The sequence below is a fragment of the Acinetobacter sp. ANC_7635 genome, assembly GCF_056779945.1.
The window spans coordinates 111,023-128,485 of record NZ_JBWYIS010000005.1 but is presented as its reverse complement, the minus strand read 5'-3'; the positions used below and the strand labels follow the sequence as shown (position 1 = coordinate 128,485).

At 40.7% G+C, this 17,463-nt stretch carries 12 protein-coding genes; 7 read left to right on the top strand and 5 right to left on the bottom strand.

What is annotated here, in order from left to right; genetic code table 11:
- Positions 1 to 24 precede the first annotated feature (24 nt).
- From AC1M89_RS08010 to AC1M89_RS07980, 7 genes are all read left to right on the top strand, one after another.
- Positions 25 to 1,392, top strand: coding sequence for an ATP-binding protein (locus AC1M89_RS08010; RefSeq protein ID WP_481591464.1), 1,368 nt, complete (start codon positions 25 to 27; stop codon positions 1,390 to 1,392).
- Between the two features lie 314 nt (positions 1,393 to 1,706).
- The gene (locus AC1M89_RS08005; protein WP_481608949.1) at positions 1,707 to 4,544 is read left to right on the top strand and encodes a monovalent cation/H+ antiporter subunit A; all 2,838 of its coding nucleotides are present in this window, start codon (positions 1,707 to 1,709) and stop codon (positions 4,542 to 4,544) included.
- Between the two features lie 3 nt (positions 4,545 to 4,547).
- On the top strand, positions 4,548 to 4,913 hold the full coding sequence (locus AC1M89_RS08000) for a Na+/H+ antiporter subunit C (RefSeq protein WP_092767259.1): 366 nt from the start codon (positions 4,548 to 4,550) through the stop codon (positions 4,911 to 4,913).
- A complete protein-coding gene (locus AC1M89_RS07995; protein WP_481591466.1) occupies positions 4,913 to 6,724 on the top strand; it encodes a monovalent cation/H+ antiporter subunit D in 1,812 nt (603 codons plus the stop codon). Before AC1M89_RS08000 ends, AC1M89_RS07995 begins: the two co-directional genes overlap by 1 nt.
- 3 nt (positions 6,725 to 6,727) lie before the next feature.
- Positions 6,728 to 7,252 carry a Na+/H+ antiporter subunit E gene (locus AC1M89_RS07990; RefSeq protein ID WP_481614098.1) on the top strand — a complete coding sequence of 175 codons (525 nt, stop codon included), beginning with the start codon at positions 6,728 to 6,730 and terminating at the stop codon, positions 7,250 to 7,252.
- A complete protein-coding gene (locus AC1M89_RS07985) occupies positions 7,249 to 7,524 on the top strand; it encodes a monovalent cation/H+ antiporter subunit F (RefSeq protein WP_092767266.1) in 276 nt (91 codons plus the stop codon). The genes AC1M89_RS07990 and AC1M89_RS07985 overlap by 4 nt, the downstream gene beginning before the upstream one ends.
- A 15-nt stretch (positions 7,525 to 7,539) precedes the next feature.
- Positions 7,540 to 7,926 carry a Na+/H+ antiporter subunit G gene (locus tag AC1M89_RS07980; protein ID WP_481590464.1) on the top strand — a complete coding sequence of 129 codons (387 nt, stop codon included), beginning with the start codon at positions 7,540 to 7,542 and terminating at the stop codon, positions 7,924 to 7,926.
- 33 nt (positions 7,927 to 7,959) lie between these two features.
- On the opposite strand, the gene AC1M89_RS07975 is transcribed toward AC1M89_RS07980, so the two are convergent.
- The 5 genes from AC1M89_RS07975 to aroB all read right to left on the bottom strand — a co-directional run bounded on the left by AC1M89_RS07975 (position 7,960) and on the right by aroB (position 17,455).
- Positions 7,960 to 8,850: a metal-dependent hydrolase gene (locus AC1M89_RS07975; protein WP_481589148.1), complete on the bottom strand. Its 891-nt coding sequence runs from the start codon at positions 8,848 to 8,850 to the stop codon at positions 7,960 to 7,962.
- Between the two features lie 281 nt (positions 8,851 to 9,131).
- The gene (locus AC1M89_RS07970; RefSeq protein ID WP_481614096.1) at positions 9,132 to 10,553 is read right to left on the bottom strand and encodes an FAD-dependent oxidoreductase; all 1,422 of its coding nucleotides are present in this window, start codon (positions 10,551 to 10,553) and stop codon (positions 9,132 to 9,134) included.
- A gap of 72 nt (positions 10,554 to 10,625) precedes the next feature.
- Complete coding sequence (gltB, locus tag AC1M89_RS07965; protein ID WP_171076729.1) at positions 10,626 to 15,101, bottom strand: glutamate synthase large subunit; 4,476 nt, start codon at positions 15,099 to 15,101, stop codon at positions 10,626 to 10,628.
- Between the two features lie 414 nt (positions 15,102 to 15,515).
- A complete protein-coding gene (locus tag AC1M89_RS07960; RefSeq protein ID WP_481591468.1) occupies positions 15,516 to 16,361 on the bottom strand; it encodes a hypothetical protein in 846 nt (281 codons plus the stop codon).
- Positions 16,362 to 16,375: 14 nt separating this feature from the next.
- Positions 16,376 to 17,455 (bottom strand): 3-dehydroquinate synthase, encoded by a 1,080-nt coding sequence (gene aroB, locus AC1M89_RS07955; protein ID WP_481591469.1) that lies wholly within the window; start codon positions 17,453 to 17,455, stop codon positions 16,376 to 16,378.
- Positions 17,456 to 17,463: the final 8 nt, after the last annotated feature.

Here is a 17,463-nt window from a genome sequence, read left to right as displayed (position 1 = left end):
CCTACGATAAGTTGCAGGCAAAATATGAAAGTTCAATCTATTCAGTTACGTCACTGTTATCATTTTTCAGATATAAAAATTAAATTTGATCCAACTCAACGACCAATATCTATTATTTTAGGTGATCAGGCCTCTGGTAAAACTGCGATAATTAAAAATATTTATCAAGCTTTAACGTGGTTTGCTGCACGTGCCAAAGATTTAAGAACTGCTGGTGTAGTCATGCTTGATTCGGATATTAAGCACAAACACATTCAAGCCAAAATAGATATTTGTGTTCAATATCCCACGGATATTGGATCTATTGAACAGGCTGCGACCGTGCAAAACAATGAAGAGGGTTTGTGCGAATGGCAACTCTATAAAACATTAACCAGCAAAGGTGTAGGTCATAGTAAAGCGCTAACGACTCAATTAGAATCACTCGTTCATCTTTATCAACAAGCGATCAAACAAGATCCTGCTCAAGGCATGCCTATGGTGGCCTACTATCCTTCTGATCGCTTTATCAACGAAGTGAATTTGCTAAGCAAAAATAATCCTGCTGTATTACAAACACATGCAGCCTACGAACTTGCAGCACTCCCTTATACAACATTTGCTCGGTTCTTCGAATGGTTTCGTGAAATTAGTGACATCGAAAATGCACGATTAGCACAAGTTTTTCAAAAAATTCAAACCAATCAAAAATTATCCTCTCATCATGACCAAGAGGATTTAGTTGCAAAATTATTGAATCTTGAAGCAGAGATGCAACTACCATCACTCAAAGCACTCAAGAAAGCCATCCAGACATTATTCCCGTCGATCAGTGACATTTATATTGAATACACGCCCAAGATCCAATTGATGCTGGTACAAAATGGTCAAGAAATTCCTTTTTCGCAATTATCTAATTCGTATCGTCAATGGTTGTGTTTAGTAGGTGATATTGTCAGACGACTTTGTCTCCTGAATCCTCATAGTATTGACCCATGCCTTGATGGTGAAGGCATTCTATTAATTGACAATATTGATGCTCAAGTGGATGAAGATTTTGTGCAAAACGTACTCAGCCGTTTGCATGAAGCATTCCCACAAATTCAAATTATCGCATCTGCATGCTCTGAATTGATTTTAAACAATGACGTAGATCTACAACATTTTAAATTAGAAAATCGAAAAGTTGTTGAAATAGAACAAAACCAAATCAGGGAACAATATGATGAACTATTTGCTCAACTCATGGCTAATGATTTACAAGATGGCCAAATCTCTGAAGTGAATCGAACTACTGATACGCTTGATGGCTTGCGTTTGTTTGAACACTTCAAAAATTTATCAGCGTCAGAAAAACAGCGCTTCATTGAGTATCTCCAAGCTGGTGACTTATCGAGTATTTCCTTACCCTAATTGATTGGAAATAGATGAATTAATCGGGTATGACTCACTCAATTTAAACAGAAATTTAAGCTTTTTTTCGCTATAATTCTGAATTGTGTAGCTAAAAAGTTTGATGTAATTTTATACATGTAATAAAATCTACTCATTCATTTTTTAATCAAAAAGTGTCTATTTCTTTGCATTAGCTTTCCAAGTTGCGCAACACAACTTGTTTTTGTTTTTAAAATTCGTTCGGCTTTCAAAGTTTAAGTAGTTGGATGACTCTTTGCCATCCTCAAGCTTTTGAAAGATAAAACTCATCATAGGTTCCGGCCTACAACTCTATGGATACGAGTGTGCTACCGATTATTATATTGTTACCATTAATACTTGGCACTTTTCTTGTCCTCTGGCTGCAAAAAATCTCTCGCGGGGCGACAGCATTAGGGGCAATTGGAGTCAGCTTAACAAGTTTTATCTTGTTGCTGACTCAAGCCAAAGACGTCTTTCAAGGTCAAGTCATCTCTGAACATTGGTCATGGTTACCACAGTTTGGTATCGACTTAAGCTTTAGACTTGATGCATTAGGCTTGATCTTCTCCCTCCTTATTACAGGGATTGGGACGCTCATTTATATTTATGCTTATTATTATTTAAATCATAAAAACTCTCTAAGTAAGCTATATTTCTTACTGATGCTGTTCATGGCCGCCATGCTCGGCATTTCACTTTCCAATAATTTACTTATTCTTCTTGTCTTTTGGGAAATGACCAGTATTTCGTCATTCCTTTTAGTGGGTTATTGGAGTAACTACGAAGCAGCACAGCGTGGCTCAAGAATGGCCTTAACCATCACGGGTATGGGTGGTTTAGCTATGCTCGGTGGTTTTATTCTCTTAGGTCAAATCACTGGCACATATCAAATTGATCAAATCCTCAATATGACGACGCAGATTCAATCGAGTCATTTATTTGTGCCAGCCTTGCTCCTTATTCTTTTAGGTGCATTCACCAAAAGTGCTCAATTTCCTTTCCATTTTTGGTTGCCAAATGCAATGGCTGCCCCAACACCCGTGTCAGCTTATTTGCATTCAGCGACAATGGTGAAAGCCGGAATTTTCTTACTGGCGCGCTTAATGCCGATCTTTGTTGGTTCTGCTTTGTATCATAACCTCGTCACATTCATTGGTTTATTTACCTTATGTATGGCCGCGTTCTTTGCCATTTTTAAGGAAGATCTGAAAGGTTTGCTTGCCTACTCCACCATTAGTCATTTAGGCTTGATCGTTTGCTTACTTGGGATTGGTTCACCACTCGCTGTGGCTGCAGCTATTTTTCATATCATTAACCATGCGACCTTTAAAGCAGCATTATTCATGATCGCTGGTATTATCGACCATGAAACAGGTACACGTGATTTACGAAAACTCAGTGGGGTATGGCAGTTACTTCCATTTACAGCGACTTTAACCATGATCACAGCAGCCTCAATGGCTGGTGTACCACTGACCAATGGATTCTTATCCAAAGAAATGTTCTTTACTGAACTATTAGCGAATCTCTCGGGTGGTGTAGGTATCTTCGCAGCAATTATTGCAACACTCGCAGGTCTGTTTGCTGTCGCGTATTCTGTTCGTTTAGTTCATGGCGTATTTTTTGATGGTGATTTAGGCAAAGCGATTCCAAATAAAGATGCACATGAACCACCAATTGGTATGCGTGCACCTGCAATTTTATTAGCTACATTATGTATTGCAGTGGGTCTATTACCAGCGCTCTTAGTAGGCGATATCGTCAATGCTGGTGCACGAGCAAGCACCAACCTTCCAGCTTTTGAAGGCGTACATCTAGCAATCTGGCATGGCTTTAATGTGCCTTTATTGATGAGTGCGATTGCATTGATTGGCGGTATTATTTTTTATTTTAGTCTTGCGAAGAACAGTAGAATTCGTGACATTGACCTTGATCCAATACTTGGCAAACTTCAAGGTAAAGTCCTGTTTGATCTCTTTCTCAAACATTTGCTCTTAAATTCGCGAAAATTAAAAAGAGCAACAGAAACAGGTTCTCTACAAAACTATTTATTGTGGATATTAATTTTTGCTGTTGCTTTAGTCTCCATGCCTCTCATTGGTCAAGGTATTTATGCAGGTACACGCGAACTGACGCATGCACCATTGGTTGCAATCGTGCTTTGGTTATTACTGTTTTCAGCGTGCTGGATGATGCTTTGGTTTCACCATGAACGCATTAAAGCCGTTCTTATCAGTGGAGCAATCGGTCTTGTCGTGACGATGGTCTTTGTTACGATGTCAGCACCAGACCTGGCACTCACACAAATCACAGTCGATGTTGTCACAACTGTTTTACTTCTGATGAGTCTGTCCCTCTTACCACAACTTACGCCTTATGAATCTTCACGCACTCGTCGTTGGAGAGATGCGGTGATTGCAATCATCGGAGGCCTAGGAATCGGTTGGATCACTTGGATGATTCTAACGCGTGATCACAATTCAATCTCATGGTTCTTTGTTCAACAATCTCTACCGCTTGGTGGTGGTTCAAATATTGTGAACGTAATTTTAGTCGATTTCCGTGGATTTGATACCTTTGGTGAAATCACAGTACTGGGTATTGCTGCGATTGGGACACTGTGTTTAATGGATGGAATGCGTGCTCATGGTACGACCATTACACAAGGCTTAACCTATCGCTTTAATCCATCACCGTTGATGTTCCGAATGACCGCATCTTGGGTCCTTCCGATTGCCTTAGTCGTCAGCTTATATATTTTCTTACGCGGACATAATCTTCCAGGGGGTGGCTTTATCGCAGGTCTCATTACATCAATGGCGCTTGTGATTCAGTACATTGCACTAGGTCAAGATCACACTGAACAACTCTTACGAGCAAAGTCTGGGCGTCTTTATGAAATTTGGATTGGTACTGGCTTAACTATTGCTGGTCTGACTGGGGTCGCTGCGTGGTTCTGGGGTCGACCATTCCTGACCAGTGCTCATATTTATGTAGAGCCGATCATTCTCGGAAAAATGCATTTGCCATCTGCTGCAGCATTTGATGTTGGTGTCTATGTCACAGTCGTTGGTGCAACAATGCTCATGATTTCCGTTTTAGGCGACTCACGCAACTCAAGCATCACCGGCCCTGTACCGAAGGAGTAAAGAATGATTAGTTTAGAATTTTTACTCGCCTCCGCTATTGGATTATTGGTTGCCACTGGTATTTATCTGATTTTACGTGCCCGCACTTTCCCTGTGGTACTAGGCTTGGCCATGATAGGGTATGCAGTCAATTTATTTCTCTTTGCAATGGGGCGGATTCAATTAAATTCACCTGCGATTTTAACCAATGCCACTCAAGTTACAGATCCATTACCTCAAGCACTTGTATTAACGGCAATTGTAATCGGTTTTGCCACAACTGCTTTTATCGTGCAACTAGCATTGAGAAGTCGTTATGAATCGGGTACTGATCATGTTGACTCTAAAGAAGAAATAATCAATACAGACCCAAGAGAGGATGAGCCTTAATGATGAATTTTTATGATTTATGGCTCACCCACTCGCCAATTTTAAGTATTTTAATTCCGACATTTACTGCATTTATTTTAGTGCTATTGGGTAATCCAGGTTCAGGATCTTTAGCGCATGACTGGCGTCAACCTTGGCGTCGTGGAATCAGTTTAACATCGGTTTTTCTTGGTTTAGCGACTGCAATCATTTACTTAATTCAGGCGAATTCTGGTCAGATCTATGTGTATAGTTTAAGCGAGTGGTCAGCTCCTTTTGGCATTGTACTTGTAGTAGATCGTTTGGCAGCCTTTATGCTCGTGCTCACCTATGCTCTTGCGACACCAATTATTTGGTTTGCAAGTAAAGAATGGGATGAACGTGGACGCTATTTCCATGCAATGAGCCATTTTTTACTCATGGGATTATGTGGTGCATTTCTAACAGGCGACTTATTTAACTTGTTTGTTTTCTTTGAAGTGCTATTGATGGCTTCATATGTATTGCTTCTACATGGTCAAGGCAAAGCACGTTTCCAACTTGGTATTCACTATGTAACGATCAACCTATTAGCGTCTGCATTCTTTTTGATTGGCTTAGGGATGATTTATGGTAATACTGGTAGCCTGAATATGGCTGATGTGGGTCGAATTGTACGTACACTTGAAGGTGATCAGTACAATATGGCAGTTGCAGGCGGATTAATGCTGTTTGTAGTCTTTGGTATCAAGGCTGCAATCCTCCCTGTCGGACTATGGCTACCTAAAACTTATGCCGTCGCCACGACCCCTGTAGCCGCATTATTCACCATCATGACCAAAGTGGGTATCTATGCCATTTTACGTGTGAATGGAACCGTATTCACCGATGAGCTTTCGCGAGAAATTCTCAGCACTTGGCTGCTTCCAATTGGTTTAATTACGACTATTTATGGTGTAATTGGTGCGATTGGTGCAGAGCGAATGCGTCGTTTTGTTGGTTTCATGATCCTATCGTCTATAGGAACGATTGCAATCGCCCTTTCTCTGATGACTGCAGATGCTTGGGCTGCAGCGCTATATTACCTCGTGCATAGTACGATTATTGCCGCTGCATTCTACTTGCTATGCGGTTGGATTACTTCGCAGCGTGGTGCATTCAAAGATCATCTAAAAATCGCACCAATCATGAAACAGCAGACGCTAGTTTCGATTTGCTTCTTCATTATTGCACTCATGATGGCAGGGCTTCCACCCTTCAGTGGATTCTTTGGAAAAGTATTTATCCTTCAAGCGGCCTCTGTATCTAGCTATCAATTGCTCATTATTATTGTTATTCTGATTGTGAGCTTGCTTAGTATCATAGCTTTCACTCGTTTAGGATTCGTTATTTTATGGCGTTCAACTGTACCAGAAAATGACCCTAATCAAGAGTCTTATCATGAATATCAAAAGTTACCAAGCAAGGCACCTCCACGTAATGACACCACAATTTTTGTCTTTATTATAAGTTTAATCGCTTATGTGATATTTGCTCATCCAGTCACACAGTATATTCAACAAACTGCAAATCAGTTAAATGATTCAGAACAATATATTACTGCTGTTTTAAAAATGGATGAACGTGGTGAAGTAATTAGTGTACAACCATTTGATCCCAATTATCTTCCAGAAACAAAATACGGCGGAGAGTTTGCAGACCCAAATGCACATTATATTCCACATGTTATAAGTGAAAAATCACTTGAGGGCGAACACATCTCAGAGTTCAAGCGCCGTCAAATCAAAGAACAAGAATTGAACCAGCGACAACCTGAAGAAGCCCAATCTAAGCTTCAACCGATGGAGCAGTAAATGATACAAAAGAGCTCTCTATTTGATCGAATCATGCCACATCCTTTTGTTTCAGTTATCGTGGCTATCAGTTGGCTGATGTTGGCTAACAGCGCAGCGTTGTTTGATATATTGGTTGCTATTCTTATTGGTTTAGTCATTCCTAAGCTAGTACAACCTTTTATCGTTCGTACACCCAATATTCATTGGGATTTAGCAGTTAAACTGGTTTTTGTTGTGTTATGGGACATTATCATCAGTAATATTCGTATTGCTAAACAAGTCCTAGGACCTACTGATCGTCTACACCCTAAGTGGTATCGGGTACCTCTAGATACGGATCATGACCAAGTAAACAGTTTACTGGCAATGATCATTACGACTACTCCTGGTACAGTCAGTGCTGGAATCGACCAAGAACGTGGAGATATTCTTGTTCACTCGATTAATACAGACAATCCAGAGGCTGATATTTTAGAAATCAAACAGCGCTACGAAGCGCCTCTCATCGCAATTTTCCATGTAAAACAGCAAGGAGATTCTCAATGATCATTCTTCCTTATGTATTGGGAATTAGCTTAATTGGAATTACGATTTCAATGTTGCTCTGTCTAATCCGTCTTGTAATCGGTCCTTCAATGGTTGATCGACTACTTGCATTAGATACTTTATTTCTGAATGCTACGTGTTTAGTTGTGGTTCTAGGAATTTATTGGGCTAGCACCTCTTTATTTGAAGGTGCACTATTGGTAGCCATGCTCGGTTTCGTATCGACAGCAGCATTAGCTCGCTATTTTACGACAGGCCATGTGGTGGACTAGGAGAAAACTATGAATATTCAGCTGATTATGGAAATCTTAGTTTCCTTCTTCCTGATCAATGGTGCCTTTTTTACACTTGTAGGTGGAATTGGAATGGTGAAATTGCCTGACCTATTCATGCGTCTGCATGCCCCTACAAAGTCGAGCACACTAGGCTTAGGTAGTTTTTTAATAGCAGCTATGATTTATTCAGCTTTTCATAGTCGCTTTGGGTTTGCTGAACTACTGATTACATTACTTGCCTTTATTACGGCGCCTGTATCGGCAAATTTAATTGCACAAGCTGCATTACATTTACGTTTACGCTCTACATCAGGCGATGTCCCCGAAGCACTAGACCGCCCTCTCCCTTGGCAGCGCCAAAGAAGAATGCGTCAGTTTAATCAAGACTCATCTAAGTAATAAAAAAACCTAGCTTTCGCTAGGTTTTTTTTGTTAGCTATATAGTACAGGTTGGGGATGCTCTTGGAAGCCTTCCACTTGATATTCTTCAGCTAATTTTGCCTTCCAATGATTCACGATATCCGTATAGTCAATTTCAGAAGGATGAAAATCTTCTTTGTAATATGATAAATATTCTGGAATTAGCTCGATCATCATTTTAGAAATCAGGTAAATACCATATAAGTTTCCACTGACCTTCGGTAAGCTTTTTCGACGATCTTGCCAAAATAATCGAGTCGCTGAATAAAATGTAAGACTCGCGAAACCTGTGGTTACGCTACGCATAATATTGCGGCGCACTTTGGTATCTTTGTATACCGCTTGATAGACATCAAATGCAACTGCTCGATGTTCAATTTCTTCAATAGCATGCCACACCCAAAGCTTAGTTGCATCTTCATCTAAGGTCGACAGGACTTCAGGATGACGAAGAATATAACCACCCAATAACGCTGTAAAATGCTCAAAAGCACAGGTAATTGCTAACTGCAATTTTGGATGGGTAGTACGAATAAATTCATCGCGTCGCGCTAACCATGCTTGAAAGTTGTCAAGTTGATAATCATCACGACGCCAAGCGTCATTAAATTCCGCATGTGCTTTTGAATGCATCGCTTCTTGACCAATAAATGCTGCAATCTGCGCTTGTAATTTTTCATCTTTCACTTTATCTCGTACATTACGAACACTATGAACAAAGAATTGTTCACCAATTGGAAAGGTAGAAGAAAGTGCCGTCAACAAGTGTGACATGACAGGAGAATTCGCGAAAAAATGGCGTCGTATGGCTTTAGGATTATAATTTAAACGTCGTACGGTAATCCCAATCGCTTTTGGACGATTTAAATAAGATTTATCTTTGGCGATTTGTGTAGTTGTCATTTTAGAGCCTATATGGATATAGCATTTCTTATTCATACTGTCAGAATAAATCAGATTTAATATTGCAAAAATAACCACACAGACAAATAAATTATATTTTTTGCCAATAAAGTCGCAAATTAAATTACAACTCCATTCTCTTTTTTAATTTAATTACATGATTCGTAAGATAGTTCTTGAATTGGATACTTTTGAATATTCAACAAGAGATTGTCAAACAAGTCATGCATATAAATGAAAAATCCTACCGAAGTAGGATTTTTTGTAAGGCATGTTTTCGTTTAAACATCAAGATAATCTAAAATACCTTCAGCAGCCTGACGTCCTTCCCAAATCGCAGTTACGACCAAGTCAGAACCACGCACCATATCTCCACCGGCAAAGATTTTCGGATTAGAAGTTTGGAACTTGTATTGTTGATGCTCAGGAGCAACGATACGACCTGAACCATCTAAATTAATACTTACATCATTAAACCATTCTGCAGGGCTTGTACGGAAACCAAAGGCCAACAGCACTGCATCAGCAGGTAAGATTTCCTCTGAACCTGGGATCGGTTCAGGACTGCGACGACCACGACTATCAGGCTCACTGAGTTGAGTCGTCACAAATTTAACACCTGTGACCTTTCCATTCTCACCCACGATTTCGATCGGCTGACGATTGAACTGAAATTCAACACCTTCTTCTCGCGCATTTTTAACTTCACGGCGTGAACCTGGCATGTTTTCTTCATCGCGGCGGTATGCACAAGTGACAGATGTTGCACCTTGGCGGATTGAAGTACGGTTACAGTCCATAGCAGTATCACCGCCACCGAGTACAATAACTTTCTTACCTTCCACACTGATAAATTCTGAAGGATCTTTCTCCCAACCTTGGCAACGATTCACATTGGCAATTAAGAAATCAAGCGCATCATAAACACCTTCCAAATCTTCACCTGCGAAACCACCTTTCATGTATGTGTATGTTCCCATACCCATGAAGACAGCGTCATAATCAGCAAGCAATTGATCAATAGTGATGTCTGTGCCAATTTCTGTATTTAAACGGAATTCAATCCCCATGCCTGTAAAGATTTCACGACGACGTTTCATCACGTCCTTTTCCATCTTAAATTCAGGAATACCAAAGGTCAGCAAACCACCAATTTCTGGGCGCTTATCAAATACGACAGGTTTAACACCATTGCGCACCAAAATGTCCGCACAACCTAGACCTGCAGGGCCTGCACCAATAATCGCGACTTTTTTATCTGTCCATTTGACATGAGACATGTCAGGACGCCAGCCCAATGCAAATGCCGTATCATTAATATACTTTTCAGCATTTCCAATGGTCACCGCACCAAACCCATCATTTAGTGTACATGCACCTTCACACAAACGGTCTTGAGGACAAACTCGACCACACACCTCCGGTAGAGTATTGGTTTGGTGGCAAAGCTCTGCTGCTTGAAAAATACGACCTTCAGCAATCAGTTTTAACCAGTTTGGAATATAGTTATGTACTGGACATTTCCATTCACAGTAAGGGTTACCACAACCTAAACAGCGATGTGTTTGGTTTTTCGCAACTTCAGCTGTAAAGGGTTTATAAATTTCCACAAACTCAGCTTTGCGGACGTTGAGATCTTTTTTCTCTGGATCTTGGCGTGCGACATCCAGGAATTGAAAGTCATTATTAAGGCGTTCTGCCATGTCTCTCTCCGTGGGTAGATGCAGTCTATTGTTAGTTCAGCTGCATCTGCCTATATATCTGCAGTAGTGGAATTATTGAGGATCAGCTTGAGTTGTTTTTAATAAAGTCTGCAAGTTTGCAGCTTTTGGTTTCACCAACCAGAATTTACGGCTGTAGAAATCAAACTCGTTACGGATCTTGTACGCCCAAGCACTACCAGTTTCCTTAATATGCTCATCTAAAATGCGGCTTAAGAACTCTTTATGTTCTTCCATTGATTCGGTCGAAATACGATTAAGCTCGATCAACTCGTGGTTATAATGATCAACAAAGTCATTATCTAAATCAAGTACATAAGCAAAACCACCTGTCATACCTGCACCGAAGTTATGACCAACTTTACCCAGTACCGTCACAATACCACCTGTCATGTATTCACAACAGTGATCTCCAGCACCCTCAATCACCGCGAACGCACCTGAGTTACGAACAGCAAAACGTTCACCAGCTGTACCTGCAGCAAATAATTTACCGCCTGTTGCACCATATAAACATGTGTTACCAATGATCGCTGTTTCTTGTGTTTGGAATGGAGAACCCTTCGGTGGGAAAATTGAGATACGACCACCCGCCATACCTTTACCCACATAGTCATTCGCATCACCCTCAAGCTTGATATGCAGACCACCCGCATTCCATACACCAAGTGATTGTCCAGCAGTTCCTGTCAAATTCACTTTAACAGGGTGTGCTTCCATACTTAAGTTACCATAGCGACGAGCGATCTCACCTGAAACACGTGCCCCAATAGAACGGTCACAGTTACCAATGCTAAAACTGTATTCACCACCTGTACCAGCTTCAATCGCAGGCAATATTTCTGCGATCATAGACTCAGCCAAAACACCTTTATCAAATGGTGCATTTCCTTCGACTTCGCAATATTGAGCTTTGCCTTCAGCAGCTGGATGTGATTCAAGTAAAGCACTTAAGTCTAGGTGAGCATGCTTATCTGTTTCACCAGGTAGCATTTCTAGTAAATCGGTACGACCAATCAAGTCTTTCAAACTTGATACACCTAATGCAGCCAACCACTCACGTGTTTCTTCAGCAATAAAGGTGAAGAAGTTAATGAGCATTTGTGGTTCACCGATATAGTGCTCTTGACGCAAATGATCTTGCTGAGTCGCTACACCAGTCGCACAGTTATTTAAGTGGCAGATACGGAGGTATTTACAACCCAACGCAATCATTGGTGTAGAACCAAAACCGAAGCTTTCCGCACCTAAAATAGCTGCTTTCACGACATCTAGACCCGTTTTTAAACCACCATCCGTTTGAACGCGAACTTTACCACGCAAATCATTTACACGAAGGGCTTGATGCGCTTCAGAAAGACCAAGCTCCCATGGCGAACCCGCATGATGAATCGAAGACAATGGCGATGCTGCTGTACCACCGTCATAACCAGAGATGGTAATAAAGTCAGCATAGGCTTTTGCAACACCCGCAGCAATCGTACCCACACCTGGCTCGGATACCAGTTTTACAGAGACCATCGCTTGAGGGTTAACTTGTTTTAAATCAAAAATTAACTGCGATAAATCTTCGATTGAATAAATATCGTGGTGCGGTGGTGGAGAAATTAATGTCACACCCGGTACAGAGTAGCGTAAACGTGCAATTAAGCCATTCACTTTACCACCTGGCAACTGACCACCTTCACCCGGTTTTGCACCTTGTGCCACTTTAATTTGCAGTACTTCTGCAGAAGTTAAGTAAGCAGGCGTTACACCAAAACGACCTGATGCGATTTGTTTGATTTTTGAGTTCCGGATTGTGCCGTAACGCGCTGGATCTTCCCCCCCCTCACCTGAGTTCGAACGACCACCAATTGTATTCATTGCAATGGCAATCGCTTCATGTGCTTCTGGTGATAATGCCCCTAAAGACATCCCTGCAGAGTCAAAACGCGGAAGAATCGCTTCTACAGATTCAACTTGATCCAGTGGAATTGAATTTTCTGTTTTGAGTTTAAATAAATCACGAATGGTTGCCACTGGACGATTATTTACAAGCTCAGCATATTCTTTGAAATCTTCATATTTCCCAGAACGTACAGATTTATGTAGAGCATTAATTACATCAGGATTAAAAGCGTGATATTCCTTATCAAATACAAATTTCAGCAAACCACCTTGTTCAATTGGCTTACGTGATTTCCAAGCGGTTTCTGCTAATTTTTTCAAATCATTTTCAAGATCAACAAAAGTCGCACCTTTAATACGGCTTGGAACACCTGTGAAGCATTTATTAACAACTTCTTCAGATAAACCGACAGCTTCAAATAACTGCCCACCACGATATGAAGCAACAGTCGAAATACCCATTTTTGAAAGGACTTTCAGCAATCCTTTTTCAATCCCTTTACGGAAATTCGCTTGTGCATGAATCGGATCACCTAACAACTCACCTTTCGCAATTAAATCATTAATGACGTCATATGCAAGATATGGGTAAATTGCTGTTGCGCCAAAGCCAAGCATTACGGCAAATTGGTGTGGATCACGCGCTAAAGCTGTTTCAACAATAATGTTTGCATCTGTACGTAAACCTGCATGGATGAGGTAATGGTGGATAGCACCCGTTACCATCGCTGCATTAGCTGGTAAGAACCCTTCACGGATTTTCTTATCAGAAATCACCAATAGGGTTTTGCCATCACGAATTGCTTGCGCTGCTTCTTCACAAATACGTGTAATCGCGGCTTCTAGACCTTCAGTCTCTGCATAGTTTAGATCAATATCTGCAATCTCGTAGCCCTTACGACCTAAAGTGCGAATTTGATGCATTTTAGAGTTTGACAGTACAGGACTTGAAATAATTAATCGATCCGCATGCTCTGGACCTTGTTCAAATACATTTTGTTCACGACCCAAACATGTTTCTAAAGACATTACGATCGATTCACGTAATGGATCGATTGGTGGGTTAGTTACCTGAGCAAATTGTTGACGGAAGTAATCTGTTACATGGCGTACTTGACGAGACAATACTGCCATCGGCGTATCATCGCCCATCGAACCTACCGCTTCTTGACCACTTTCAGCGATTGGACGTAATAACTGATCTCGCTCTTCAAATGTCACCATAAACATTTTTTGTGCCGCTTTTAAAGCATCGCCTTTTAAGCCTTGATCACATAGATATTCTTCTAACTCTGGACTACCTTGGATACGCACTGAATTTTCACGCAACCATTGACGATAAGGACGCATTTTTTTCAGATGATTACTGACGTCTTTAGTATCCAGCAATTTGCCAGTGAAAGTGTCAATGACTAAGATCTGACCTGGTCCAACACGACCTTTAGATACTACGTCTTCTGGTTCATAACCCCAGACACCAATTTCTGATGCAAGTGTGATGTAACCATTCTTAGTAATTACCCAACGTGCAGGACGTAAGCCATTACGGTCAAGCATACAAATCGCATGACGACCATCTTGAATCACAAGACCTGCTGGCCCGTCCCATGCTTCCATATGTTTAGAGTTAAACTCATAGAATGCACGTAAATCAGCATCTAAAGTTTCAACGTTTTGCCATGCTGGTGGAACGAGCATACGTAGTGCACGGAATAAATCCATACCTCCACCAACCAAGATCTCGAGCATGTTGTCTAAACTTGAAGAGTCAGAGCCAGTACGGTTTACGATTGGGTTGAGCTCAGTTAAACCAGGCAAGAGCGGGTTTTCAAACTTTGGTGTACGTGCCATCGCCCAGTTACGGTTTGCTGTAATGGTATTAATTTCACCATTGTGCGCTAAGTAACGGAAAGGTTGTGCCAATGGCCAACGTGGCAATGTATTGGTTGAGAAACGCTGATGGAACACTACAATGTGTGATTCCAAACGTGGATCAGCTAAATCTGTATAAAAATCTGCAATCGCTTCAGGCATCATTAAGCCTTTATAAGAGATCACAGTTGAACAAAGTGTTGTAACGTAGAATGAACTATCTTGACTTAATTTTTGTTCAGCACGACGTCGAGCCAAGAATAACTTACGATTAAACTCAACTTCTTCAACACCCATTGGACAGTTAACAATTACTTGTTCAAAAGCTGGCAAAGACTGCATCGCAATTGAGCCTAATGCTTCATTATTGGTTGGCACTAAGCGCCATGCAATTACACGCAAACCTTCTGATTCGATTTCTTTAGTCAGCACTTGTTTTGCATGTGCAGCAATTGCAGGATCTAGGCTAAGAAAAACTGTACCTACTGCAAAAATTTCACTGAGTGTAATATCACTTAAACGTTTTGCTTCTTCACGGAAGAATTGCTTAGGCATAGCCAACAGTAGACCACATCCATCACCCGTCTTACCATCTGCAGCAATACCACCGCGGTGCGTCATACAACTTAAACTATGAATCGCGGTCTTGACCAAGTCATGACTCGCATCACCTTGCATATGGGCGATTAATCCGAAACCACAGTTATCTTTAAACTCATCCGGTTGGTATAGACCTTTAGCGGGAGCTACAGTATTAGGCGATGGCATGTGCATAGCGTACCCTTCTTCAACATGGCCCTCATTGGGCAAAACTTATCTATTCTTCAAATACGATTTCTTTATAAAACAAAGACATGATTCTGTATGTCTTTCGTTATTGAACGTCTTTTCTGATTTAATTTCACAAATGTACGAGACGATTTGCACCCATTTAAAGCAGATCAATTTGACTAAATCGCACACTAAATTAAGGTCTTCGCGCCAAAATAGGGACAATTTACTTAATCAGCGCACCAATAAAAGCAAAATCTATGCCAATATTTATTTATTCCGTGCAAGCGTTTTATTTCAATTATTTTGTCATTATTAACCGAAAAGGCACCAAATTAGAACCACTTTATCGCACCAATGATGTGCAAATTTATTATGCTTTCGTTTAATTTTGCGCCATTTTATACCATTTTAATTAAATGGATCACTAATTTGAGCCTCTTGATTCCGCTTATCCGTATTATTCTTTGAGTTATCGCTCGAAATAGGGTCAACATTCGATTGCGAACGTCTCACATCAACCACATTTCCTGACTGATCTTTTCTTGTAATAGTCACATTGGTTGTTGCCTTAGCAGGATCAACCATAGGGGTTGGCTTAGGACGAACCAGCAAGGACTCATCAATCAATGGTACAGCTGCAGGTCGTAATTTAATTTCGTATAATTTTGCAGTTGTTAGTTCTTCAGAACCCATGTCATTAACTTGACCCACAAACTGATTAAAGCCAGCAACTTTAGGCGATACAGAAGGTGGTAACTTTAAATCCAATCCATTTAAAGTTGTCTTGGCAGCACCTTCCCCCATAAACAGCCCATAACCCAAAATGTACTGTTCAACTTGATCTTCACCACTCAAACGAAAATAAATGTATGGTTTACGATCAGTTTGCTTATTAAGAAAACTTTTAATTACATCTTCATTAGTAACGCGAAATAGTTCGATATAATAATTATTTTTATTGTCTTGAATAAACTTTGTGCCTCTAAATTCAGGCAAATGGTTTCCTGAAGCCACTTTACGCGCAGTTAATTCCAAAGGTCGCACTTGATCAGTCAGCCCGCCCAAATAATTTGTTGCTGCCACCTTTTCAGGTTGAATCTGGACTTGAGTTTCTTCAATTTGCTTAGACTGAGTAACCAACTCTTTGCTATCAGTCAAAATCCAGAATACAAAAGATGCGACTAAAAACAGTATGCCACCGATCAACCAAATATATTGTTGCGCTGTGCGTGGGGATGAGTGGCGTACCGTCATGAGAAAACCTAAGATTATGCTTGATTACGTAAAATCGCTTGTTTCATTAATTCCACATCAAACTCTTTGGTAATTACTGCTTGCCCTAGCGACTTCAAGAGCACTAAACGTAATTGACCATTCAGGACTTTTTTGTCATGAGACATATATGCCAAAAATTCATCAAGTGGAATTTGAGGACATTTTATCGGTAATTTCGCACGTTGAATGATAATTTTTGTACGTTCAAGGTCAGCTTCTGTGATCCACCCCATTAAATAAGATAAATCTGCCGCCATCACCATTCCCGTCGCCACAGCCTCACCATGTAACCACTCACCATATCCCAGATAAGATTCAATCGCATGTCCAAAGGTATGACCTAAATTCAGTAATGCACGCTCACCCTGTTCTTTCTCGTCATTGGCCACAATTCGCGCTTTGTGTGCACAAGAGCGGTACACTGCTTCAGCAAGTAATTCTGGATGTTGTGCAACCAGACCATCCATGTTTTCCTCAAGCCATGCAAGAAAATCAACATCTCCTAATAGGGCATACTTAATGACTTCAGCCAAACCTGCTGATAACTCACGCTCAGGCAATGTTTTAAGTTGCGCCATATCCGCAAGTACGACCTGTGGCTGCTGGAATGCGCCAATCATGTTTTTGCCTAATGAGTGGTTGATTCCAGTTTTACCGCCAACGCTCGAATCGACTTGCGATAGCAGCGTAGTCGGGACTTGAATAAAATACACTCCGCGTTGGAAACAAGATGATGCAAATCCAGCCATGTCACCAATCACCCCTCCACCCAAGGCAAGCACTGTACAATCGCGGTTAAATCCTGCCTCAAGCAAGGCATCAAAAATTAAATTCAAATGTTCAATATTTTTATAACATTCACCATCAGGTAGAACACATGTCTCAACTTTTTTACCTAAACCTTCCACAGCTGATACATAGTGATTTAAATACAACGGTTTAACCGTTTCATTGGTGACAATCATGACCTGTTGCCCATGAATATAGGGTTCAAGTAATTGTTGCGGATCTAAATCACTACCAATGAAAATAGGATAACGGCGTTCACCGAGTTCAACGAATAAGGTTTGCATGATGTTAT